24 protein-coding genes are annotated in these 23,197 nt (G+C 69.0%); 12 read left to right on the plus strand and 12 right to left on the minus strand.

Annotation, left to right across the window (positions count from 1 at the left end):
* Positions 1 to 100 precede the first annotated feature (100 nt).
* The 3 genes from ACTHQV_RS03265 to ACTHQV_RS03275 form a co-directional block, all read right to left on the minus strand.
* Positions 101 to 1,153: a GGDEF domain-containing protein gene (locus ACTHQV_RS03265; protein WP_440488358.1), complete on the minus strand. Its 1,053-nt coding sequence runs from the start codon at positions 1,151 to 1,153 to the stop codon at positions 101 to 103.
* Positions 1,154 to 1,272: 119 nt separating this feature from the next.
* Positions 1,273 to 1,824 carry a peroxiredoxin gene (locus ACTHQV_RS03270; RefSeq protein ID WP_440488359.1) on the minus strand — a complete coding sequence of 184 codons (552 nt, stop codon included), beginning with the start codon at positions 1,822 to 1,824 and terminating at the stop codon, positions 1,273 to 1,275.
* 41 nt (positions 1,825 to 1,865) lie between these two features.
* The gene (locus ACTHQV_RS03275) at positions 1,866 to 2,861 is read right to left on the minus strand and encodes a phospholipase A (RefSeq protein ID WP_440488360.1); all 996 of its coding nucleotides are present in this window, start codon (positions 2,859 to 2,861) and stop codon (positions 1,866 to 1,868) included.
* A 97-nt stretch (positions 2,862 to 2,958) separates the two neighbouring features.
* On the opposite strand from ACTHQV_RS03275, the gene hisN reads away from it, so the two are divergent.
* Both hisN and ACTHQV_RS03285 read left to right on the plus strand, forming a co-directional pair.
* On the plus strand, positions 2,959 to 3,741 hold the full coding sequence (gene hisN / locus ACTHQV_RS03280) for a histidinol-phosphatase (protein WP_440488361.1): 783 nt from the start codon (positions 2,959 to 2,961) through the stop codon (positions 3,739 to 3,741).
* Positions 3,742 to 3,800: 59 nt separating this feature from the next.
* Positions 3,801 to 4,316 carry a YciE/YciF ferroxidase family protein gene (locus tag ACTHQV_RS03285; protein ID WP_440488362.1) on the plus strand — a complete coding sequence of 172 codons (516 nt, stop codon included), beginning with the start codon at positions 3,801 to 3,803 and terminating at the stop codon, positions 4,314 to 4,316.
* Between the two features lie 34 nt (positions 4,317 to 4,350).
* Here the strand turns inward: ACTHQV_RS03285 and ACTHQV_RS03290 are convergent, their stop codons facing one another.
* Together ACTHQV_RS03290 and ACTHQV_RS03295 are read right to left on the minus strand one after the other, a co-directional pair.
* Positions 4,351 to 4,626 (minus strand): hypothetical protein, encoded by a 276-nt coding sequence (locus tag ACTHQV_RS03290; protein WP_440488363.1) that lies wholly within the window; start codon positions 4,624 to 4,626, stop codon positions 4,351 to 4,353.
* A gap of 56 nt (positions 4,627 to 4,682) precedes the next feature.
* Complete coding sequence (locus ACTHQV_RS03295) at positions 4,683 to 5,042, minus strand: hypothetical protein (RefSeq protein ID WP_440488364.1); 360 nt, start codon at positions 5,040 to 5,042, stop codon at positions 4,683 to 4,685.
* A 114-nt stretch (positions 5,043 to 5,156) separates the two neighbouring features.
* Between ACTHQV_RS03295 and glpX the strand changes: the two genes are divergently transcribed.
* From glpX to ribA, 4 genes are all read left to right on the plus strand, one after another.
* Positions 5,157 to 6,116, plus strand: a complete 960-nt coding sequence (glpX, locus tag ACTHQV_RS03300; RefSeq protein WP_440488365.1) for a class II fructose-bisphosphatase — start codon at positions 5,157 to 5,159, stop codon at positions 6,114 to 6,116.
* 82 nt (positions 6,117 to 6,198) lie between these two features.
* A complete protein-coding gene (locus ACTHQV_RS03305; RefSeq protein ID WP_440488366.1) occupies positions 6,199 to 6,819 on the plus strand; it encodes a LolA family protein in 621 nt (206 codons plus the stop codon).
* A gap of 249 nt (positions 6,820 to 7,068) precedes the next feature.
* Positions 7,069 to 7,863, plus strand: coding sequence for an exodeoxyribonuclease III (locus tag ACTHQV_RS03310; RefSeq protein WP_440488367.1), 795 nt, complete (start codon positions 7,069 to 7,071; stop codon positions 7,861 to 7,863).
* Positions 7,860 to 8,921, plus strand: a complete 1,062-nt coding sequence (gene ribA, locus ACTHQV_RS03315) for a GTP cyclohydrolase II (protein ID WP_440488368.1) — start codon at positions 7,860 to 7,862, stop codon at positions 8,919 to 8,921. Before ACTHQV_RS03310 ends, ribA begins: the two co-directional genes overlap by 4 nt.
* On the opposite strand, the gene ACTHQV_RS03320 is transcribed toward ribA, so the two are convergent.
* Genes ACTHQV_RS03320 through ACTHQV_RS03330 form a run of 3 tightly spaced genes read right to left on the minus strand, consistent with a single transcriptional unit; the run spans position 8,922 to position 10,878 of the window.
* A complete protein-coding gene (locus ACTHQV_RS03320) occupies positions 8,922 to 9,350 on the minus strand; it encodes a c-type cytochrome (RefSeq protein WP_440488369.1) in 429 nt (142 codons plus the stop codon).
* Positions 9,347 to 10,198, minus strand: coding sequence for a DUF4886 domain-containing protein (locus ACTHQV_RS03325; protein ID WP_440488370.1), 852 nt, complete (start codon positions 10,196 to 10,198; stop codon positions 9,347 to 9,349). Before ACTHQV_RS03325 ends, ACTHQV_RS03320 begins: the two co-directional genes overlap by 4 nt.
* A 26-nt stretch (positions 10,199 to 10,224) precedes the next feature.
* Complete coding sequence (locus ACTHQV_RS03330) at positions 10,225 to 10,878, minus strand: GntR family transcriptional regulator (RefSeq protein WP_440488371.1); 654 nt, start codon at positions 10,876 to 10,878, stop codon at positions 10,225 to 10,227.
* A gap of 209 nt (positions 10,879 to 11,087) precedes the next feature.
* Between ACTHQV_RS03330 and ACTHQV_RS03335 the strand changes: the two genes are divergently transcribed.
* Positions 11,088 to 11,780: an extensin family protein gene (locus ACTHQV_RS03335; RefSeq protein ID WP_440488372.1), complete on the plus strand. Its 693-nt coding sequence runs from the start codon at positions 11,088 to 11,090 to the stop codon at positions 11,778 to 11,780.
* 31 nt (positions 11,781 to 11,811) lie between these two features.
* Here the strand turns inward: ACTHQV_RS03335 and nudC are convergent, their stop codons facing one another.
* Genes nudC through ACTHQV_RS03350 form a run of 3 tightly spaced genes read right to left on the minus strand, consistent with a single transcriptional unit; the run spans position 11,812 to position 15,019 of the window.
* Entirely contained in the window at positions 11,812 to 12,669 is an 858-nt protein-coding gene (nudC, locus tag ACTHQV_RS03340; protein ID WP_440488373.1) for an NAD(+) diphosphatase, read from the minus strand.
* A complete protein-coding gene (locus tag ACTHQV_RS03345; RefSeq protein ID WP_440488374.1) occupies positions 12,666 to 13,991 on the minus strand; it encodes a serine hydrolase domain-containing protein in 1,326 nt (441 codons plus the stop codon). Before ACTHQV_RS03345 ends, nudC begins: the two co-directional genes overlap by 4 nt.
* Positions 13,988 to 15,019, minus strand: coding sequence for an A/G-specific adenine glycosylase (locus ACTHQV_RS03350; RefSeq protein ID WP_440488375.1), 1,032 nt, complete (start codon positions 15,017 to 15,019; stop codon positions 13,988 to 13,990). The genes ACTHQV_RS03345 and ACTHQV_RS03350 overlap by 4 nt, the downstream gene beginning before the upstream one ends.
* Positions 15,020 to 15,047: 28 nt before the next feature.
* Here ACTHQV_RS03350 and ACTHQV_RS03355 point away from each other — a divergent pair, with 28 nt between their 5' ends.
* From ACTHQV_RS03355 to ACTHQV_RS03375, 5 genes are all read left to right on the plus strand, one after another.
* Entirely contained in the window at positions 15,048 to 15,581 is a 534-nt protein-coding gene (locus tag ACTHQV_RS03355; RefSeq protein WP_440488376.1) for a DUF721 domain-containing protein, read from the plus strand.
* A complete protein-coding gene (locus ACTHQV_RS03360; RefSeq protein ID WP_440488377.1) occupies positions 15,581 to 16,282 on the plus strand; it encodes a thioredoxin domain-containing protein in 702 nt (233 codons plus the stop codon). The genes ACTHQV_RS03355 and ACTHQV_RS03360 overlap by 1 nt, the downstream gene beginning before the upstream one ends.
* Positions 16,283 to 16,308: 26 nt before the next feature.
* Positions 16,309 to 17,040 carry a thioredoxin domain-containing protein gene (locus ACTHQV_RS03365; RefSeq protein WP_242118646.1) on the plus strand — a complete coding sequence of 244 codons (732 nt, stop codon included), beginning with the start codon at positions 16,309 to 16,311 and terminating at the stop codon, positions 17,038 to 17,040.
* A gap of 46 nt (positions 17,041 to 17,086) precedes the next feature.
* Entirely contained in the window at positions 17,087 to 20,488 is a 3,402-nt protein-coding gene (locus tag ACTHQV_RS03370) for a chromosome segregation SMC family protein (RefSeq protein ID WP_440488867.1), read from the plus strand.
* Between the two features lie 240 nt (positions 20,489 to 20,728).
* On the plus strand, positions 20,729 to 21,946 hold the full coding sequence (locus ACTHQV_RS03375; RefSeq protein WP_242118648.1) for an argininosuccinate synthase: 1,218 nt from the start codon (positions 20,729 to 20,731) through the stop codon (positions 21,944 to 21,946).
* Positions 21,947 to 21,964: 18 nt separating this feature from the next.
* Here the strand turns inward: ACTHQV_RS03375 and ACTHQV_RS03380 are convergent, their stop codons facing one another.
* Entirely contained in the window at positions 21,965 to 23,179 is a 1,215-nt protein-coding gene (locus tag ACTHQV_RS03380) for a glycosyltransferase family 2 protein (protein WP_440488378.1), read from the minus strand.
* Positions 23,180 to 23,197 lie beyond the last annotated feature (18 nt).

The raw sequence follows: 23,197 nt of genomic DNA on the forward strand, positions 1-23,197 counted from the left end.
TGCCAAGAGCTTTGCAGGGGTCGTGCCAGTCTTTTAACCCACTGTTTTACAATAATTTAATCTGATGCCGCAGCGATATTGGCGAAATCTCCACCAGCAGTTAGTGCGTTTCGCCAATCATTTGGTTTCTTCCGCCACGCTTCGCCGCATAGAGCAGGCGATCCGCCCGCGCGACGCCCTGTGTGACCGTCTCACCCGACCGCAGCGTCACCAGCCCGGCCGACAGGGTGATACCGTCGATCACCGTATCGGTTTCGCGCAACCGGTAGCGCCGGGCCCCGACCGCGCGCCGGGCACGTTCGAGCAGCGCCCCGGCACTCGCCGTATCGATGCCGCTCAGCAGCACGGCGAATTCCTCGCCGCCATAGCGTGCGACCAGATGCCCGTCGCATTCGCGCGTCAGCGTCGCCGCGATCGCCTTCAGCACCCGGTCGCCGACCGGATGGCCATAACGGTCGTTGATCGATTTGAAATGATCGACGTCGCACAATGCAACATGGCGCAGGTCGCCGCGCGCGTCCGCTAGCGCCGCTTCGAAGGCGCGGCGGTTGGGCAGTTCGGTCAGCGGGTCGCGCCGCGCATCCTCATGCGCAGCGGCCAGTTCCTCGCGCAGCTCGCTCGCCTCGCGTTTCGCCTGCGCCAGCCGCGCCTCGGCGATCTCGACCCGCGCGCGCATCGTCGCGGTGATCCGGGCCAGATCGGTGATCGCCGCGGCGACGTCGATACACGGCACAGCGTCCAGTGCATCGGCACTTGCGGCAAGGTCGCGTCCGAAATTGCGGGTCTCGTCATGCATGGCCGTGACCGCCGATTCGAACCCGGCGACCAACCGCTGCGTCTCGACCGTGCGCGGATCCGGTTCGTGCGGCGCGGCGGACGCCTCGGCCGCCGGTGCCGGGCCGATGCGCCCGCGCGCGGCGGCTTCGATGGCGTTGCCCAGTTCCTCGACTTCGCTGCCGCTCAACCGGAACCCGCCATCGGTCCGCCGTGCGACTTCGCGCGCCAGTTCGCCCGCCGGGTCGCTCATCACGCGATAGGCGAAGGTATAGTTGACTGGGGTCGGTTCGAGGCGCTGGTCTTCGAGGAAAGCGATGATCGCACGAACCAGACCGTTGCCGGTCGGGGCCCCGCTACCGAATCTTTCCAAATACACCGCGTCTTCCCTCCGCCCCCGCGAAACCGTGAGCGTAAGGACTATGCCGCGAGTGCTAAGATCGGGTTGCGCCGCGATTTACGATCTATGCACGATTAACGATCCGCGGCACGGCCCGCTCAGCGCGGGGCGGCGAGGCCGCGCACCGCCGCCAGCGTGGTACGGACATGGTCGGCCGGGTTCATGTCCGAATGGACGAAGGCGATCCGGCCATCGCGACCAATGACATAGCTGGTGCGCGTGGTCATGGTCCGCGCCTTGCCATCGGCGCCGGCCGGGCGGTTGAGTGCGACGTCGAAGCCCTGGATCACGCGCGGACCGGCGCTGGCGACGGCGAAGCGGCCGGCGCAATGTTCGTTCGAAAACGCCTGCAACTTGTCGATCGGGTCGGCCGACATGCCGATCACGGTCGCGCCCGCCGCCTTGAACTGGTCGACCGAGTCGGCGAACGCCTTCGCCTCGGCATTGCAGCCGCCGGTGAACGCCGCCGGGAAGAAATAGAGGACGACCGGCCCCTTGCGCAGCTGCGAGCGCAGGTTGAGCGTGAACGCCTTGCCCGCGATCGCCGCCTTGGTGGTGAAATCGGGGGCCTTGGCGCCGGGGGCGAGCGCTGCCGACAGCGGCGCGGCGAAGGGCAGGGTCAGGGCGGCGGCGAGCAGGGCGATACGCATCGGGCGGGTTCCTTGGTCGGACAGGGCTTGAATCGGTTATGCTAACGCGTGAAGGCGATGCCAAGCCGCGCGCTGGAACTGCGCAGACGATAGTCGTCGATCGCCTCGCCGTAACCGCTGAATGCCTGTCCGAAAACGTACAATGCGGTGCCGCCGCCGATCCGGGTCAGCGGATAGGATGCGAACAATTCGCTGGCCCGCCTGCTGCCCAGCGGATTGCGCAGGGTGGCGGCGATCCGCAACCCGTCGGCCTGTCCGATCGCCGCGCCCAGCGACCAGTTGCCCCAATAGCGGTCTAGATCGCGGTAGCCGGTGCCGACATAGGTCCACAGCTTCGGCGTCGCCTCGACCTGCCAGCCATCGCCGATCGGCAGGGCATAGCTGGCGGTGGCGAACAGGCGGTTGACGTCGATCGACCCGGCATCGCGCCCGTTCGAATCATGGGCATAGCCGACCGCACCGACCAGATCGTCGGTCAGCACCCGCTGATAATAGACTTCGGGGCTGTAATTGGTGCTACGGAACGGGCCGGACGACTGGTCGATCGCCCAGAACATCGTCTGCGTCCACGCCACGCGCACGCCGTCGAGCAGTCCGGCGCCCTCGAACGGCCGGACGGCAAGGCTGAACTGCAGCTTGGCGCCGTCCGATCCGAGACCGAACGCGCCGTAGATTGGTTCATGCGGTTCGAACCGGTCGAGAAAGCCTGATTTGGTGCCCGCTGCCGTCGCGACCACTGTCTCGCCGGACGCCTGTGGTGCAACGTCAGCGACCATGGCAGGGGCGAGGCGGTAGCGCAGGGCGCGAAAACCGCCGGGTGCAACGGTCGCGGCCGTCGTTTCCACCGGTACGATCCGCAGCCGCGCACCATCGGCGGCAACGATCGTCATTTCGGTCGGTACGGCCTCGACCGGCTCGCTGCCTTCGTTCAGCGCGAATACCTGCACCCCGGCGTCCGCCGCGCTCGCCGATGCCGGCGGTTCGGCGACGATTCGCAGGGTTTGCGGGGCGGCGAGCAGCAGGGCGAGTGCGATCATGCGCCGTCTGTGCCAGTCATTTGCGACAACCGCGAGCAGCGTTTGCGCTTTGCCCGCTCGACCGCCTATCTGGCGGTTCGCAATGCAAAGGCCCATCATGCCCGTCACCGCCGCCGACCTGACCCTTGCCGCGCAACTGGCCGATGCCGCCGGTGCCGCGATCCGCCCGCGTTTCCGCAGCAACTATGGCCTCGAAATCAAGGACGACGCGTCCCCCGTCACCCTCGCCGATCGCGAAGCGGAGGCGGCGATGCGCACGCTGATCGAACGCGAGCGGCCGTCGGACGGCATCCATGGCGAGGAATATGGCGTGTCGGAGGGGACCAGCGGGCGGGTCTGGGTGCTCGATCCGATCGATGGCACCCGGTCGTTCATCGCCGGGCGGCCGATCTTCGGCACGCTGATCGCGCTGGTCGAGGATGGCTGGCCGGTGCTGGGCGTGATCGACCAGCCGATCATCGGCGAACGCTGGATCGGTGCGGTCGGGCGCGGCACGACCTTCAACGGCCAGCCGGCACGGACCCGCCGCTGCCGCGACCTTGCCGACGCGCTGCTGGCGACGACGAGTCCCGCGCTGTTCGACGACGGACAGTTGCACGGCTTCGAACATGTCGAGGCGAAGGTGCGCTCGACGGTGCTTGGCGGCGACTGCTATTCCTATGGCACGCTCGCGTCGGGCCATATCGACGTGGTGGTCGAGGCCGGGTTGAAGCTGCACGATTTCGCCGCCCTCGTGCCCGTCGTCGAGGGCGCGGGCGGTACGATGAGCGACTGGTCGGGCGATCCACTCCATGCCGGCAGCATCGGTGAGGTGATCGCGCTGGGCGACGCCGCGCGGCTGGAGGACGTCGTTGAACTGCTCGCCTGTCGCGGCGGGTGACGCAACCCCGGCCGGCCGGCATCGTTGAGGAGGCATCACCCGCAGCGAAGGAAACCGTCATGGGCCTGTTTTCAAAGGATATCGCGACGCTCGACGACTTGTTCGTCCACCAGCTTCAGGACATCTACTACGCCGAAAACCAAATCACCAAGGCGCTGCCCAAGATGATCGAAAAGGCGACCGATCCCGAACTGAAGGCCGGGTTCGAACGCCATCTCGCCGAAACCGAGGGGCAGATTCGCCGTCTCGAGCAGGTTTTCGAACTGCATGGCGCTTCCAAGAAGGCGGTGACCTGTCCGGCGATCGACGGCATCATCAAGGAAGCCAACGAGGTCGCAGGCGACATCGCCGACAAAAAGGTGCTCGACGCCGCCCTGATCGCGTCGGCGCAGGCGGTCGAGCATTACGAGATGACCCGCTACGGCACGCTGATCGCATGGGCCAAGCAACTGGGTCGCGAGGACTGCGCGGCGCTGCTGTCCGAGACGCTGGCCGAGGAACGCGCGACCGACGAGAAGCTGACGTCGATGGCCGAACACAAGGTCAATGCGCAGGCCGAACTAGCCGAAGCATAAGGCGCGCGGGGCGGCGCCGTGCCGCCCCGTCCGTTCAGTTGGTCGGCGCCGACAGGATCGTGCGCGGCTTGCGCGTGCAATATTGCTGCGAGCCGAGCAGTCCGCATTGCCGCCCGTCCTGCTTCAATCCATCGGCCTTGCGATCGAACGCAGGTTCGTCGTCGTCGCCCAGCCGATAGCGCTCGCTGCGCCGTTCGGGACAGCCCAGCGCGCGTGGTGTGGCGACACAGTCGACCGGTTCGGCGACGTTCAGCTTCGTCACGACCGGCGCCGATTGCAGGACCAGCGCGAACAACAGCGTCATCGACATGGGCTTGCTCCCCCAAAAAGCTCGATATCCCAACCCGGTATTGCCGCGATAGTTGCCTATTTTGCTAACGGCCGCGGCGCGCCGATGCTGCCGCCGCGCCGGGTCGACGCGGTTACACCGACGAAGCCGCACCCTTGCAAGAACGCCGCGGTGCCGCACGATGGCTGCGGCACCGCCAGCAACCGTTCGCGCTCGCCCAGCGCATCGACGGCACGTGGATCGCCATCGGCCGGCGCCGTCGTCAGCGGGACGCGGAACCGGTCGGCATTGCGGGCCGCGCAGACGAGGATTTCGTCGGGATCGGCGTCGACGCGACAGGCTTGCGCGACCTGGGTGAGGCTGCGCGCCCGCGCGATCATCGCCGCCGCCCGCCACTCGTCCTGCACCAACGCCAGCAACGCGATCCACGCCGTCATGCCTGTGCCTTTCGCGAACGCCCCTTCCCCGCTTATCGAACGACGCGGCTTGCCCGGCAAGCCTCGCTCGCCTATCGCTCGTTTAACCCGTTTAACGGTTAGGAGCTTCGTCCAATGCAGCCTGTCAGCAACACCCTCGACCGCGTCCTCGTCCTCGAAATGGTGCGCGTCACCGAAGCGGCGGCGATCGCCGCGTCGACGCTGGTCGGGCGGGGTGACGAAAAGGCTGCCGACGCCGCTGCCGTCGAAGCGATGCGCGCCGCGCTCAACGAACTCGACATGCACGGCACCGTGGTGATCGGCGAAGGCGAGCGCGACGAGGCGCCGATGCTGTATATCGGTGAGAAGGTCGGCACCGGCACCGGCCCCGAAATCGACATCGCGCTCGATCCGCTGGAGGGCACGACGATCTGCGCCACCGCCGGACCGAACAGCCTCGCGGTGCTGGCGATCGCCGAGAAGGGCGGCCTGCTGAACGCGCCTGACGTGTATATGGACAAGATCGCCTGCGGGCCGGGCTATCCCGACGGCATCATCGACCTCGACAAGTCGCCGACCGAGAATGTGACGGCGGTCGCCGCGGCCAAGGGTGTCGACCCACGCGACATCATCGTCTGTGTCCTCAACCGCCCACGCCACGAAGCGCTGATCGCCGAATTGCGCGCGGTCGGGTGCGGGGTGATGCTGATCGGCGACGGCGACGTGGCGGGCGTGATCGCCACCAGCGACCCCGACACCACCATCGACCTGTATATGGGTTCGGGCGGCGCGCCGGAGGGCGTGCTGGCGGCCGCGGCGCTGCGCTGCGTCGGCGGGCAGTTCAAGGGCCGACTGCTGTTCCGCAACGACGACGAGCGCGCGCGCGCCGCAAAGTGGGGCGTCACCGACCTCGACAAACAGTATGACCTGACCGAACTGGCGCGCGGCGACTGCATCTTCGCCGCGACCGGCGTCACCGACGGATCGCTGCTCGAAGGGGTCAAACGGCTGAAGGGCAAGATGACCACCGAGAGCGTCGTGATGCGCGCCAGCTCGGGCACGGTGCGCTGGGTGAAGGGCGAGCACCGGCTGTAACCGGCGCGCGGGCTCGGCATGATACGCGGCGCAACCCACCGGGTTCACGCCGCGTTCAATGCGCCGATCCTATCCCGGCCCCATGAAACGGAGACTGACCATCCGCCCGCTCGCCCTCGCCGTCGCCCTTGCCGCCCCCGTCGCGCTCCATGCGCAGGCACCGCAGAACGACCTGGCATCGGTCCAGCGGCATTTGTCGGCGACGCAGACGATGACCGCCGATTTCAGCCAGACCGACCGCAACGGCCGGGTGCTGACCGGGCAATTGACGCTGAAGAAGCCGGGCAAGATCCGCTTCCAATATCAGAAGGGCGTGCCGATCCTGCTCGTGTCGGATGGCAAGTCGCTCTACTTCCTCGATTACCAAGTTGGACAGAAACAGCGCTGGCCGATCGGCAATTCGCCGCTCGGCATCCTGCTGAACCCCGAACGCGATGCGTCGAAATATGCGCGCGTCGTGCCGTCGAACGATCCGCGCATCGTCAGCGTCGAGGCGTATGATCCCAAGCGCCCCGAATATGGCCGGATCACGATGGTGTTCGCGCGTCAGCCCTCGGCCCCCGCCGGGTTGATGCTGCAGGGCTGGGTCGCGCTGGATGCGCAGGCGAACCGCACGACGGTGCGCCTGACCAACCAGCGGTTCAACGTGCCGGTCGCCGACAACGCATTCCGGTTCAACGAACCGCGCCGGACCCGCCGCTGACCGCCCGCCGAGAATCGCATCCGTCCGGCTTTTTTACAAAATTACGGAATGCGTTCATCTTGGCGACAGGTTCCGGGCCCTAAGGCTGTTTTCGCGGTGTTGGAGCGCGTCCGGGATTTTCCCCCCTGTTGCCCGGGTCTCCAGCGCCCGCCTGCGTAACGAACGCCAGGTCGGCCCTCGCTCCATGCCCCCGGAGCGGGGGCCTTTCCATGTCTGGCGCCGGCGCTTTTCCGACGATACAGGCTTCCCATGGACACGCTTTCGGTCGCTTCGTGGAACATCAACTCGGTCCGGTTCCGCATGGACATCGTCGAGCAATTCCTGCGCGAGGCGCAGCCCGATGTGCTCTGCCTTCAGGAAACCAAGGTCGAGAATCGCGACTTCCCGCACGATCCGCTCCGGCGGCTGGGCTATACCCATATCGCGATCAACGGGCAGCGGATGCACCACGGTGTCGCGGTGATCTCGAAAGTGCCGCTGGCGGAGGACGATCGGCTCGACTGGCAGGCCAATGGCGAGGCGCGGCATCTGGGCGTGCGGCTGGCCAATGGTTTGCGCATCGAGAATGTCTATATCCCCGCCGGCGGCGACGTGCCCGACCGCGAGGTGAACCCGAAATTCGGGCAGAAGCTCGATTTCCTCGAACGCATGATCGACTGGTCGAAGGGGCTGTCGGGCATCCCGACGCTGCTGGTCGGCGATTTCAACGTCGCGCCACTGGAAAGCGATGTGTGGAGCCACAAGCAGCTGCTCGACGTGGTCAGCCATACGCCGATCGAAGTGGAAACGCTGGCGCGGTTGCAGGCGGCGAACGACTGGGTCGATCTGGGCCGCCATTTCATCCCCGCGCCGCAGCGGCTCTATACCTGGTGGAGCTACCGCGCGAAGGATTGGGCGGCGTCGGATCGCGGGCGGCGGCTCGACCATATGTGGGCCAGCCGCGACGTCGCGGCCAAGGCGGTCTCCCACCGCGTCCACGAACCCTGCCGCAGCTGGCTGAAACCCAGCGACCATATCCCGATCGTCACCGAGTTCGCATTTTGAGCGAGATCCGCGATGTCGCGCGCGCGATCGACGCGCTGCGCCGCGGCTGGCCGATCGCGATTCACGCGCCGGGCGAGCCGGCGCTGACGCTGCTGCCGATCGAGACCGCCGATCCCGAACGGCTGGCGCGCTTCGACCCCGACGGCAGCGGCCAGATCCTGTTGTCGTTCGGCCGGGCCGAGACGCTGCGCATCGTCAACCAGCGCGCCGCCGCCCAGCCCGATCACCCGGTGGCGATCCGGCGCGAGGCGTGGACCGACTTCGCCGCCGCGACCGCGCTGGCCGATCCGCAGCTCGACCTCGCCACGCCGATGAAGGGGCCGTTTCGCAGTGTCGAGTTGGCGGCGCCCGTTGCCGCTGGCGCGGCGCTCCGCCTGGCCCGGGTGGCGGGGCTGTTGCCCGCTTTCGTGACCGGCGGGACGGGGGCAGAGCTGACGATCACCCCGGCGGCGATCGACGCACATGAGGACGCCAATCGACTGGCGATCGTCACCCGCGCGCGACTACCGGTGGCGGGGGCCGAGGACAGCGAGATCGTCGCGTTCCGCACCCCCGATGCTGCGGGCGAGCATGTCGCTTTGGTCATCGGTCGGCCCGATGGTCGCCCGCCGCTGGTCCGGCTCCACAGCGAATGCCTGACCGGGGACGTGCTCGGCAGCCTGAAATGCGATTGCGGGCCACAGCTGCACGCCGCGATCCATGCCATTGCCGACGCGAACTGGGGCATTCTGCTGTATCTGCGGCAGGAGGGGCGCGGCATCGGACTGGTGAACAAGCTGCGCGCCTATGCGCTGCAGGATCAGGGGTTCGACACGGTCGACGCCAATACCCGGCTGGGCTTTGCGATCGATGCGCGCGACTTCGGAGTGGCGGGGCGGATGCTGACGCTGCTGGGGCAGCGGCACATCCGGTTGCTGACCAACAATCCGGCGAAGGTCGCAGGGCTGGAGGCGACGGGGATCACCGTCGTCGAGCGCGTGCCGCACCACCTGCCGCCCAATCCGCATAACGAACGCTATCTGGCGACGAAGCGCGACCGGACCGGGCACCAGTTGTAGTCAGCGGCTCTCCGACTGGAGATAGGCGATCAGGTCGGCGCGCTCCATCGGATCGCGGACGCCGGCAAAGGCCATGCGCGTGCCCGGCACCACCCGCGACGGCGCGGCGAGCCATGCGTCCATGCGAGCGGCGTCCCAGCGGCCGCCATGGTCCTTCAGTGCCTGGGTATAGCCGAAGCGCGGATCGCTCGCGACCGCGCGGCCGATAATGCCGTGCAGATTGGGGCCGGCCAGCGCCTGCCGCCCCGCGCCGATGGTGTGGCAAGCGGCGCACTGGCCAAAGGCGCGGCGGCCGGCATCGACATTCGCATGGGCGAGCAGCGTCGTGAGGTCGGCGTTCGCTCCGGCCGCGCGCAACCGTCCGGCGCGGTCGGCATCGCCGCCCCCGCATCCCCCCAGCAGCAGCGCGAGGAACAACCAGCGCGTCACCGCTGCCGCAGCGCCTTCCACGCGACGCGCTGCAACGCCTTGGCGACCGCCGGGGTCAGGCCGAGGTCGCGGGCGGCGCGCTCATCGGGGCCGAGCCGGCGGACATCATAGCCGGTAACCCGTCCGAAGATGGTCAGCGCCTCCAGATAATAGCCGGCGGTGCTGCCATGATAATGATCGTCGGCCCATAGCCCGACCTTGCCCGGATCGATGCCGTCATAGGGGTCGGCGTCGGCGATGCCGGTGGCGATCGCGTCGTTCCACGCGCTGCCGACCGGGATGGTGCCGGCGATGCCCGGTACCGTCCGCGCCACCTGTCGGTTGGCGGCGGCCAGATCGTTCGCCATCGCCGCGATCGGCTTGCCCGACCAGCGGCTGCCGGGGCGATAGGTCAGATCGGCGCGCGACCAGGTCTCGACCAGTTCGATCCGCGCCTTGGGGTTGCGCGCACGGAACAGCGCGGCGAGCCTGCCCGCCGCCTCACCGTGCCGCGTGGCGTCGCCGGGATGCCGGGCATCGAGCGTCGAATAGCCTTGCAGGATCACCACGTCCCAGCGCCGGTCGATCGCCGCGCGCCGGTTGGCATAGTGATAGGCAAGGTCCTTGCCGGGCGAGGTTTCGAGCGAGACGGTCCAGTCCAGCCCGGCCTGTTCGGCGAAGGTGCGGAACAGCGCGGGCACGCCGCCGATCTTCTCGCCGTTCAGGTCGGTGACGCTGTCGGGGCGATAGCGCTCGACCGGCGATCCTGCGCCGAAGGTGAAGCTGTTGCCGATGAACAGGATGTCGCGCGCCGATGCCGGGGCGGCCGTCAGCGCGAGAGCGGTCAGGGTCAGGAGCAGCCGGATCATGCCGCCTTCTACCCCAGCCGCGTGCGTCAGGCGACCGCCGCGGCGAACTGAGTGCGCAGATCCTCGATCGTCGCTTCGAGATGGCGGGTCAGCATGTCGCGCACCGCTACCCCGTCGCGCGCCAGCCATGCATCGAGCAGCGCGCGGTGCTCGACATAGGCACGGTCGCCGCGTCCGGCCGGGCGCAGATGGGCGACGACATAGCGTTCGGCCAGCACCGACAGCCGCTGCACCAGTTCGATGGTCAGGTCGCGCCCGTTCGCCGCCACCAGCGCGGCGTGGAAGGCGCGATTGCGTGCCGCCGCCTCCAGCAGATCGCGCGCCGGCGCGCCGTCGAGCCGCTCGAACGCATCGATCGCCGCCGTACGCCGCTGTTCGTCGGCATGGATCGCGGCATAGGCGGCCGCGCCCGGTTCGATCGACAGGCGAAGTTCGTAGATTTCCTCGGCCTGCAACGCCGACATCGGCCGCACGGTATAGCCGCGATTGGCCTGTCCGGCGACCAGCCCTTCCTGTTCCAGCCGGGCCAGCGCCTCACGCAGCGGAATCTTGCTGACGCCCAATTCGCTGGCCAGCGCGTCCTGACGGATCGGAAAGGTTTCGGGCAGCGCACCGCTGACGATTCGTTCGCGGACGATCTCGAACACGCGATCGGACAGGGTTCGGACGACGATGGTCACGCTGCATTCCTTTGCAAGGCGGTCCGTTACCGGATGAAGAAGCGGATATCCGGCGGCCGGACATCCAAAAGTCGTACATATTCAAAAAACCGACCGGTAATCAATCTTTTCGTGACAACGGTTACCGGCTGATCCGGTTCACGACAGGGCAGCACGGCCGATCGCATCGCGGCTTGTCGTGGCCGCGGCGACGTGGAACCAAGATGGGAATGGCCTTTCCCCGTTACACCGCGCTACTGCCAATATTGTTGCTGTCCGCCTGTATCGGCGGCGACCGTCGCGAACCCGCCCCGCCGCCGCCGACGCGGCCGATCGCACCGCGCGCTTCGGGACCGGTGACGTTGCAGGGGCAGACGCCGCGCGACACCCAGCAATGTTTCGCCGACCTGTCGCGCGCCGAGGTCCGTTTCAGCCCGCTCCCCGACCGCGATTACGGGTCGGGCTGCGTCGTGCTGGGGGCGGTGCAGTTGCTCGACATCGGCACGCCGGTGAATGGGCTGAAGGCGATCCGCTGTCCGGCGGCGCGCGCGCTGGTCGGCTGGGTCCGCCACGGGGTGCGCCCGGCGGCGCGGCAGCTGCTAGGCAGCGACGTGACCCGGATCGACAGCTATGGCACCTATGTCTGTCGCGGGATCGTCGGCGGGGGCAGCCGTGCGGCGGGGCGGGTGTCCGAACACGGCCTCGCCAATGCGGTCGATATCGGCAGCTTCGTGCTGACCGACGGGCGGCGCATCTCGATCGAGCGCGACTGGAACAGCCCCGACCCGCAGGTCCGCGACTTCCTGCGCATCGTCCACCGATCGGCGTGCAAGCGCTTCGTCACCACGCTCGGCCCCGACTATAACGCCGCGCACGCCAACCACTTCCATTTCGACATGGGCGGACGGCCGCTATGCCGGTGATCGGTCGCCCGCGGGTGCCAGCGGGCGCGGTTCAGCCCTCGCCCGCCGCCCAGACTGCCAGCAGATGGTGCGCGATCGCATAGGCCGGCGGCGCGACGAACCGGCCGCCCTCGCCGGCCAGTGCCGCGCGCACCTCGTCGCGCGTCGCCCACAACGCATCCTCCAGCTCGTCGGTATCGACCTGCAACCGGTCGTCGTCGGCGACTGCGACACAGCCGATCATCAGTTGCGACGGGAACGGCCAGGGCTGGCTGGCGACATAGCGTACGGCGCCGACGCGCACACCTGCTTCCTCGAACACCTCGCGCGCCACCGCCTCCTCGATCGATTCGCCGACCTCGACGAAGCCGGCGAGCGTCGAATAGCGCCCCGGCGGCCAGGTCGGCTGCCGCCCCAGCAGCACCCGGTCGCCATGTTCCACCGCCATGATGACCACCGGATCGGTCCGCGGAAAATGCTGCGCGGTACAGTTGCCGCAGGACCGGGCCCAGCCGGCGCGCGACACCGCGGTGCCCTGCCCGCAATTGGCACAGAAGCCGTGCCGGACATGCCAGTCGATCAGGCTGCGGGCGATGCCGTACAGCGCCGCCTCGCCCGCCGGCATGGCGGCCAGCGCGCTCATCAGCGTCGGCGACCGCATCGCCGGTGCCGTCGCCACCCCGTCCCCGGTCGCGAACAGCGGCGCCCCGTCGAGATTGCCGAGCAACAGCGCATCGCCGCGCGCCGGGTCCATCGGCACTAGCGCGAGCCGATCGTCCACGACCGGCGGTTCGAGGCCGTGCAGCACCAGCAGCCGCGCACCCGGATGTGCCAGCGCCCGTGCGAAGGCGGCCGGATCGTCGCGTTCGTGATCGACACGTTCGAGCGGCGCCCCGGTAAAGCCGATCATTGCGCGACGAACGTCAGGTCGCTCGCCAGCGCCTTCACCAGATCGTCGCGCAGCGGAAAGCGGTCGGCCGGGAAATAATTGACCATCACCGTTCCGCGCACCTGCCGCACCGGATCGACGAACGCGACGGTCCCCGCCGCACCGCCCCAGCCATAGGTGCCCTTACCCGGCCGCCCTGGCAGCGTTTCCAGATAGACCGAACCGCCTGCACCGAAGCCCATTTTCGGCCCCGCCTGTCCCCCGGTCGCGCCGTCGACCCCACCGAAGGTAACGCCGGCGGGCAGCAGGTTCGACATGGCGAGCGCGACCGTCTCCGCCTTCATCACCCGTTTGCCGTCGAGTGTCCCGCCATTCTGGAGCATGTGCAGGAACCGGTCGTAATCGCGCGCCGACATGGCGAGCCCCGCGCCGCCATAGGGAAAGCTCGGCCGCTGCAACCAGACCGAGGTCGCCGCCGGATCGATCGGCAGCAGATTGTCCCCGGCCCAGGCATAGTTGGTCGCCAGCCGCGCCTTCTGGCTTTCGGGCACCTGCCAATAGGTCGACGTCATGCCGAGCGGACCGAACATCCGGCTTTGCAGGAATTGCTCGAACGACATCCCGCTCGCGACCTCAACCACGCGGGCGAGCACGTCGAGTCCGATCGAATAGCTCCATTTCGTCCCCGGTTCGGCGATCAGCGGCAGCGTCGCGACGCGGTTGGCGAATTCCTCCAGCGATTTCGGGCGGACCGGCGCCATCGCCGCCTCGGCTTGGGCATTGACCGCGGCGGGGATGATGCCCAGCCGCTCATATTCCTTGAGCAACGGCCCCTTGGTGACGATGGTATAGCCAAGGCCGGCGGTATGGGTCAGCAGGTTGCGGACCGTGATCGGCTTCGTCGCCGGGCGGCTGGCAAGGCTGTTGTCGGGATCGGTCAGCACCTTCATCGACTTGAACGCCGGGATGAAGTCGCTGATCGGCTGGTCGAGCTTCAGCTTGCCGTCCTCGACCAGCATCATCGCCGCCATGCCGGTGATCGGCTTGGTCATCGAATAGACGCGCCATAGCGTGTCAACGGTGGCGGCTGGCGCGCCGGCATCGGTGGCGGTCCGCCCGGCGGCATGGGCGCTGGTCCAGTCTGGACCGCCCACGACCACGACCATGCCCGGCACCTTGTTGGCCGCGACATAGCGCCGGACCATCGCCTCGGTCGCGGGCAGCGTCCGGGTGGCGGCGGCGGCCGGCGCGCGGGGCGGCGCGGCCTGCGCGAAGGCGGCCACCGGTTGCGCCAGCAGCACCGCCAGCGCCATCGATCCGTGCGTCCAACGTCCGATCGTCATCGCATTCCCTCCACCACCGGTATCGCCCGCGCGAACAGCGTCGGCAGCCCGGCATCGGCGATTGCCGCCACCGGCCACCATTCGCCCTGCGCGACGGCGTCGCCTGCATCCGCCACCATGATGGTGCAGGCAAGATCGAAATGGGTAAAGCCGTGGCGAACCAGTCCGATGGCGCGCCAGTCGGCGGCGAACGGCGCGCCCTCCGGCCCCGGATCGCTATCGGCCCATGGCCCGGTCGGCAGCGCGCGCATGCCGCCCAGCAACCCCTTGTCGGGTCGCCGCACCAGCAGCACCCGCCCGTCCCGCTCCGCCCAGAACAGCGTGCCGAAACGTTGCGGCTTGGCCTTCTTCGCCGCCTTGACCGGAAAGGCTTCGGGCGTACCTGCCGCGAATGCCGCGCAATCCGCGCGCAACGGACACAGCAGGCAGCGTGGATTGCGTACCGTGCAGACGGTCGACCCCAGATCCATCATCGCCTGCGCGAAATCGCCGGCGCGGTCGTCGGGGGTGATCGTGTCGGTCGCCGCGCGGATCGCCGGACGGGCGCCGGGCAGCGCCTGCGAAATCGCGAACAGCCGCGCCACGACTCGCTCGACATTGGCATCGACCACCACCGCCCGCCGGCCAAAGGCGATCGCGGCGATCGCGGCGGCGGTATAGTCGCCGATCCCCGGCAGCGCGCGTAAGGACGCTTCGCTGTCGGGCAGCGCCCCCAGCGCCGCCACCGCCCGCGCACAGGCCAGCAGATTGCGCGCCCGCGCATAATAGCCGAGCCCCGCCCATGCCGCCATGACATCGGCATCGTCCGCCGCCGCCAGCGCCGCGAACGACGGCCAGCGCGCGGTCCATACTTCGAAATAGGGGCGTACGCTCGCCACCTGCGTCTGTTGCAGCATCACCTCCGACAGCCACACGCGATACGGATCGGGCGGCGGCGTGCCGGGCGGGCTGCGCCATGGCAGGCTGCGATGATGCCGGTCGTACCAGTCGAGCAATCGTTCGGCGACAGAGAGATGCTTGGCGTCCACGCCGGCTCTATGGCATGGGGTGGCGACAATGACGACGCGTCCCCGCCCCCATGCGACGATTCCCGAACCCCGCCGCCGCGGCGGTGCGCGCGCAGTGGCCGAATTGCTGCCCGAAATCGGTGGCGCGGCGTTCCGTAAATTCGGTTTCGTCCAGTCGGCGGTGGTCAGCCGCTGGGGCGAGATCGTCGGCGAACGCTTCGCCCGCGTGTCCGCGCCCGAATCGATCCGCTTCCCGCCGGGCAAGCGCGCCGACGGTACGCTGACGCTGATCGTGTCGGGCGCGCATGGCACGATGATGCAGCATATCGCGCCCGAGATCGTCGAGCGGGTGAACCGCTTCTTCGGCTATCCCGCCGTCGCCCGGCTGCAGTTCCGCCATGGCGAGGTCCGCCCGCGCCGCGCGGTGCCGGTGCGGCGCGATCCGCCGCCGGTACCGGCCGATATGGGCGAATCGATCCGCGACATCGCCGACCCCGAACTGCGCGAAGTGCTCGCCGCGCTGGCCGGGGCCGTCGCCGCCCCGCCGCCCCCCGCCATCCCCATCCTCGGCAAGGTCCGCTGATGCGTATCCTCCTCCTCGTCTGTTCGTTCCTGCTCGCGCTGTTCGGCCTGCCGCCTGCCAAGGCACAGGCACAGGCACCGGCACGCGCCAAAGTGTCGCGTAATTGGGCGAACAACGTCGCCTTCCTGCCGAACGGCGGCATCGCCGTCGGCAACCCGACGGCGCGGGTGCAGCTGGTCGAGTGGGTCAGCTATACCTGCCCGCACTGCGCCGTCTTCGCCACGGAGGCGAAGGCCGAGCTGCCCGCCATGCTGAAGTCGGGCCGGGTGCGGGTCGAATATCGCACGCTGCCGCGCGACGCGCTCGACCTCGCCGCCGCGATCCTCGTGCGCTGCGGCGGGCCGAACCGCTTCCTCGCCGCGCACGACGCGATCATGGCGCAGCAAAAGGACATGCTCGACCGGGCCGATACCTTTGCCACGACGCCCGCTGCCCAGACCCGCACCGCGACGATCGCGATCCGCCTGCTGCAACTGGCCGATGCCACCGGGCTGCGCACGCTGATGCGCGGGCACGGCCTCGCCGATGCGCAGATCACCGCCTGCCTGAACGACGAAGCGGCGCAGAAGCGCGTCATCGCCATCGCCGAAGCGGCGCAGGCCGCCGGGGTCGCGGGCACGCCCAGTTTCGAGATCAACGGGCAGAAGGCCGACGTCCATGACTGGGCGACGCTCAAGCCGCTGCTGCTCGCCGCCAAATAACCCCTGTCGCCAAGAGAGTATCGCCCATGCGTTTCGCACTTCCCCTGATCGCGCTCGCTTCGCTGTCGGCCTGTGGCGGCGGCGGTGACGCCGGCGGCAATGGCAGCGCCGCCGCACCGGTCGCCAATGTCGCCGCGCCTGCCGGGCAGAAATGGACCGACATGGTCGCGGTCACGCCCGAGGGCGGCTATCGCATCGGCAACCCCGATGCAGCGGTGAAGCTGGTCGAATATGGCTCGCGCACCTGCCCGACCTGCGGTGCGTTCGGCCGCGAAGGCAACGAGCCGCTCATCAACAACTATGTCTCGACCGGCAAGGTCAGCTTCGAATTCCGCGATTTCGCGATCCATGGCGCACCCGACCTCGCCGCAGCCGTGCTGGGCCGCTGCAACGGCACCGCCACCTTCTTCCCGCTGCTCGAGGCGATGTATCAGGACCAGGCCGCGACGCTCGACCGGATGCAGGCGCTGCCGCAGGCCGAACAGGCCCGGCTCCAGTCGATCCCGCCGCTCCAGGCGGTCTCGGCATGGGCCGATGCGGCGGGCTATGTCGACTTCGTCAAGCAGCGCGGCGTGCCCGAGGCCAAGGCCCGCCAGTGCCTTGCCGACCAGAATCTGCTGCAACAGGTGGTCAAGATCACCGAAGAGGGCGGCGCGGTCGTCACCGGCACCCCGACCTTCCTGATCAACGGCGAGAAGGCCGAGAATGCGCTGTCGTGGCCGCAGGTCGAAGCGGCGCTGAAGGCGGCCGGCGCCTGACCCCATGGCCGCGCCGGATGACGCGGCCCTTCCTCCCGCGCCGGGGCTGACGCTCCGGCGGCTGCGGCTGAGCGGGTTCAAAAGCTTCGTCGACCCTGCCGATCTGGTGATCGAGGCGGGGCTGACCGGCGTCGTCGGCCCCAATGGCTGCGGCAAGTCGAACCTGCTCGAAGCGTTGCGCTGGACCATGGGCGAGAACAGCGCCAAGTCGCTGCGCGGCGCGGGAATGGACGACGTCATCTTCGCCGGCACCGCGACGCGGCCCCAACGCGATTTCGCCGAAGTCGCGATCCTTGCCGAAGACGCGAATGGCGACGAGGTCGAGATCGTCCGCCGGATCGAGCGCGGTGCCGGTTCCGCCTATCGCATCAACGGTCGCGATGTGCGCGCCAGGGACGTGTCGCTGCTGTTCGCCGATGCCGCGACCGGCGCGCATTCGCCCGCGCTGGTCAGCCAGAACCGGATCGGCGCGGTCATCGCCGCGCGCCCCGCCGAACGCCGCGCGATGCTGGAGGAAGCCGCCGGCATCGCCGGGCTGCACGTCCGGCGCAAGGATGCCGAAGGCAAGCTCCGCGCCACCGAGGCCAATCTCGAACGCTTGGCCGAGATGGTGCAGGAACAGGATGCGCGCGCCGCGACGCTCCGGCGGCAGGCGCGCGTCGCGACACGGTATCGCGAACTGACCGATGCGATCCGGGTGGCGGAGGCGCGGGCAATCTATGCCCGCTGGCGCGACGCGGTCGCCGCGGCCGAAGCCGCCACTACCGAAGCCAAGACCGCCGAGGCGCTGGTCGCCAGTCACGCCGGGATGCAGGGTCGGACCGCCGGCGACCTGTCGGCGGCGACCCAGGCGCTGGCGACGGCCCGCGCCGATGCCGAACGCCTGCGCCAGCAGTTGAGCGACGTCGGCCATGCCCGCGAGCGGGTACAGGCGCAGGCCAATGCCGCGACGCGGCGGCTGGCCGACCTGACCGCACAGACCGCACGCCTGACCGAAGATCGCGCGCGCGAAGCGGCGCTGGCCGGTGACGCCGAAACCGCGCTCGCCCGGCTCGACGCCGAACGCGCGCAACTTGCCGACGCGCTGGCCGACGCCACCGCGCGCCTGCCGCTGCTCGATGCGGCACTGGACGCGGCGACCCGTGCTGCCGCCCGTGCCGACGCCGCCCATGCCGAGGCGTTGGCCGCACAGGCCGCCGAACTGGCCGAGGCGCGCGTCGCCACCGCCGCCCACGATGCCGCACGCGCGCGGCTCGACCGGGCTCGGCGGGAAGAGGCACGGCTGCTCGCCGAACAGGGTGCGTTATCGGCGGTCGCGCCGCTCGTCGCCGAACGTACGGCGGCAGCCGAACGCCGCGCGGCGGCGCTGAACGATGCCGACACCGCCCGCGCGGCGATCGCCGCCGCCGAAGCCGCCGACCGGTCCGCCCAGGAAGCGCGCGGCCGCGCCCAGTCCGACCGCGCCGCCGCCGCCGCCGAACTCGCCGCGATCGATAGCGAGATCGCCGCGCTCGACCGCGCGCTACGGCGGACCGGGCGGGCGCGAATCATCGATTCGGTCGTAGTCGAACCGGGGTTCGAAGCGGCGCTGGCGGCGGCGTTGGGCGACGATCTCGACGCCGGCACCGATCCCGCCGACGATCGCTATTGGCGGGACGACGCGATTGCCGGCGAACAGCCAGCGGTACCGGTCGGCATCGGCCGCCTGTCGGCGCATGTCACCGCCCCGCTCCTCGCCCGGCGACTGGCGCAGATCCTGGTCGTCGAGCGCGACGACGGCACGCCATTGGCGGTCGGACAGCGGCTGGTGACGCTCGACGGTGCGCTGCGCCGCTGGGACGGGCTGCGCAGCCGTGCTGGATCGGGAGCGGCGGCGGCCGAGCGCCTCGCCCGAACCAATCGCCTGCGTACGCTGCGGGAGAGCCGCCCGGCACTGGCCGATCGACGTGCCGTTGCCGACACCGCATTGTCCGCCGCCGATACCGCCATCGCCGAAGCGCGAACGACGTTGACCACCGCGCGGCGCACGCTCGACAGCGCCGAGACTACCGCCCGCGAGGCCGCACGTGCCGAAGACCGCGCCGTCGCCGCGATCGAACGCGCACAGGCGCGCGCCGACGACGTCGCGGCAAGACTGGAGCGTCTGCGCGGCGAACTGGCCGAAGCCGCCGCCGATACCGATCGCGCCGCCGACGCCGTCCGCGCGTTACCCGACCGCACGCTCGCCGGTGCCCGCGTCGCCGCCTTGCTGGCGCAAGCCAATGCCGCCCGCTCCGGTGTCGCCGACGCCCATGCAGCACGGTCGACGCTGGATACCGCCCTGGTCCGCGATCGTGCGCGAGCCGCCACGGCGGAGGCCGAAATCGCATCGTGGCACGCCCGCGCGACGGACGCGGCCGGGCGCATCGCCGAGATCGACGACCGCATGGCGACCATCGCCGCCGATCGCGACGCGCTGCGCGACCGTCCCGCCGCACTCGCCACCGAACTCGTCGCGATCGAGCAGGACTTCGCCCGATTGCGCACCGCCGCCGCCGAGGCCGCGACCGGCGAACAGGCCGCCGACGCTAGGCTACGCGCCGCCGAACGCGCCGCCGGTGACATCGCCGAAGCGATCGCCGCCGCCCGCGAAACCCGCGCCGGCGCTGCGGCACGGGCCGAGGGGCATGAGCAGCGCCGTCTCGAACTCGGCCGGCTGTCGGGCGAGCGCTTCCAATGTCCGCCGCCGCTGCTGCCGCGCATCGGCTTCGTCGCGGCGGAGGTCGGCGACGCCGCGGCCGAGACGGCAGCGCATGACGGGTTGCTCGCGACCCGCGACCGGATCGGCCCGGTCAATTTGATCGCCGAGACCGAACTCGCCGAACTCGAAGCGGCGCAGGGCGAAACGGCGGCCGAGCGTGCCGACCTTGCCGAAGCCGTGCAGCGGCTGCGCGGTTCGATCGGGACGCTCAACCGCGAGGGCCGCCAGCGGCTGCTCGCGGCGTTCGAGGCGGTCGACACCCATTTCCGCCGCCTGTTCGGCGCGTTGTTCGATGGCGGGCAGGCGCAACTCGAGCTGATCGATTCGGACGATCCGCTGGAGGCGGGTCTCGAAATCCTCGCCCAGCCGCCGGGCAAGCGCCTGCAATCGCTGACCCTGCTGTCGGGGGGTGAACAGGCGCTGACCGCCGTCGCGCTGATCTTCGCGCTGTTCCTGACCAATCCCGCGCCAATCTGCGTCCTCGACGAAGTCGACGCGCCATTGGACGACGCCAATATCGACCGCTTCTGCGACCTGCTCGACCGGATGGCCGCCGACACCGACACCCGTTACCTAATCGTCACCCACAATGCCGCGACGATGAGCCGCATGCATCGCCTGTTCGGCGTGACGATGATCGAACGCGGCGTCAGCCGGCTGGTATCGGTCGACCTGGGCGGCGCGACCAGCCTGCTCGCGGCAGAGTAACCTTCGCAGCCTACCCCATCCCGTTCGGTTCGAGCAGCTTCGAGCTTGTCGAGAAGCGTCGGTCGAGAACGGCCCGCTTGGGGCACCCACTTCTCGACTTCGGTTCTCGACAGGCTCGAACCTGCGCTCGAAGCAAACGGGTGGCGGGTAGACGGAACACCTCCGCACATCCTTGCGCCCTGCCCCCTTGTCGCCTAGTCGCCCGGCCAACCGTTTTCGCGACCCCCAAGGAGCCTGCCCATGGCCGAATCCATCAACCGCGTCGTCCTCGCCTATTCGGGCGGTCTCGACACCAGCGTCATCCTGAAGTGGCTGCAGCAGGAATATAAGTGCGAGGTGGTGACCTTCACCGCCGATCTCGGCCAGGGCGAGGAGCTGGAGCCGGCGCGCAAGAAGGCCGAGCTGATGGGCATCAAGCCCGAGCATATCTTCATCGACGACCTGCGCGAGGAATTCGTCCGTGACTTCGTGTTCCCGATGATGCGCTCGAACGCCTTGTACGAAGGGCTGTACCTGCTCGGCACCTCGATCGCGCGCCCGCTGATCGCCAAGCGCCAGATCGAGATCGCGCGTCAGGTGAATGCCGACGCGGTTAGCCACGGCGCCACCGGCAAGGGCAACGACCAGGTCCGCTTCGAACTCGGCTATTATGCGCTCCAGCCCGATATCAAGGTCATTGCGCCTTGGCGCGAATGGGACCTGACCAGCCGTACCGCGCTGATCGCCTTTGCCGAGCAGCACCAGATTCCGGTGCCCAAGGACAAGCGCGGTGAATCGCCTTTCTCGACCGATGCGAACCTCCTGCACACCTCGTCCGAGGGGAAGGTGCTGGAGGATCCGTGGGACGAGGTGCCGGACTATGTCTTCTCGCGCACCGTCAATCCTGAGGACGCGCCCGACACGCCGCAGGTCATCACCGTCGCCTTCGAACGCGGCGATGCGGTGGCGGTCGATGGTGAGGGTATGTCGCCCGCGACCTTACTCGCGAAGCTGAACGAACTGGGCCGCGCGCACGGCATCGGCCGGCTCGACCTGGTCGAGAACCGCTTCGTCGGCATGAAGTCGCGCGGCATGTACGAAACGCCGGGCGGCACGATCCTGCACGCCGCGCACCGTGCGATCGAACAGATCACGCTCGACCGCGGTGCCGCGCACCTCAAGGACGAACTCGCCCCGCGCTATGCCGAGCTGGTCTATAACGGCTTCTGGTTCTCGCCGGAGCGCGAGATGCTGCAGGCGGCGATCGACCATAGCCAGCACAAGGTGTCGGGCGAAGTCCGCCTGAAGCTGTACAAGGGCGGCGTCCATGTCATCGGCCGCCGGTCGCCCAACTCGCTCTACAGCGAAAAGGTCGTGACGTTCGAGGACGATCAGGGCGCCTATGACCAGCGCGACGCGGCGGGCTTCATCAAGCTGAACGCGCTGCGCCTGCGCCTGCTGGGCCGGCGCGACCGGTAAGGCGAACCGCTCGCTCGATCAGACCGTGGGGCGGATGTCCTGCGGCTGGTCGAGCAGCCCGGCGAAGAACGACGTCGCCGCAATCTGCACGCCGAGACAGCCGAGCAGCATCGACGGGATCGTCAGCCGCATTAGTTCGCCCGTCACGAGCGGCCCGAACCCGGCCTGTGCCCAGACCATCGTCGCCGTGACCCCGCCGGCCAGTCCCGCGAGCAGCGACAGCGCACCGACAATACAGCCGCGCTCGACGGTGAACGAGCCGCGTACCCGGCGCATTCCTCGGCTTTCGGGCCACATGCCGGTGCGGATGCCGAACAGTCGCGCCAGCACCGCCAGCCCGACCATCTGCGCCCCAATCAGCGCCGCCATCGTCGCAAAGATCATGGTGTGCACGCCGAACGCGACGCCCCCCATCGCGACGTCGCCGGTCGCCAGCATCGCGGTTGCGCCAAGCCCGGCGAAGAGCAGCGCCAGCCCCGGATAGAGGAACAGGAAGCGCGGCGCATAGAGCAGCAGGAAGCGCAGGTGCCGCCAGCCGTCGCGCCACGTGCGCAGGTGCGGCGGGCGCGATCGCCCATCGGGCACCAGCGTGGTCGGCACCTCGGCGATGGCGAACCCCGCGATCGATGCCTTGACCACCATCTCGCTAGCGAATTCCATGCCCGGCGACGTCAGGCCCAGCGCCAGTGCCCTATCGCGACGGAATGCGCGCAAACCGCAATGGAAATCACCGACCGGCGTTCCGAAAAAAGCGCGGCCGAGCAAGCTGAGTAACGGATTGCCAAGGAACCGGTGGAGCAACGGCATCGCACCGGGCGCGATCCCGCCGAGGAACCGGTTGCCCATCACCAGATCGGCACCGCCGCGCAGCCGCTCGACGAACGGCAACAGGCTGCCGAAGTCATAGCTGTCGTCGGCGTCCCCCATCGCCACGAATGTGCCGCGCGCCGCATCGATGCCGCCAGCCAGCGCCGCGCCATAGCCGCGCACCGGAATGGCGACGATCCGCGCACCCATCGCATTGGCGATCTGCTGCGATCCGTCGGTCGATCCATTGTCGGCGACGATGACCTCACCGGCAATGCCATGGGTATCGAGGAACGCCCGCGCCTTTTTGATGCACACGGCCAGCGTCTCGGCTTCGTTCAGGCAGGGCATGACGATCGACAATTCGATGCGATCGAGCGTCGCTGCGGGTTCGTCGGGCAACGGGGAAACGGCGACGGCGGGCATCAGGACGCTCCATGCGGC

Source organism: Sphingomonas sp. SAFR-052 (assembly GCF_051965015.1).
In the GTDB taxonomy this organism is placed as follows: domain Bacteria; phylum Pseudomonadota; class Alphaproteobacteria; order Sphingomonadales; family Sphingomonadaceae; genus Sphingomonas.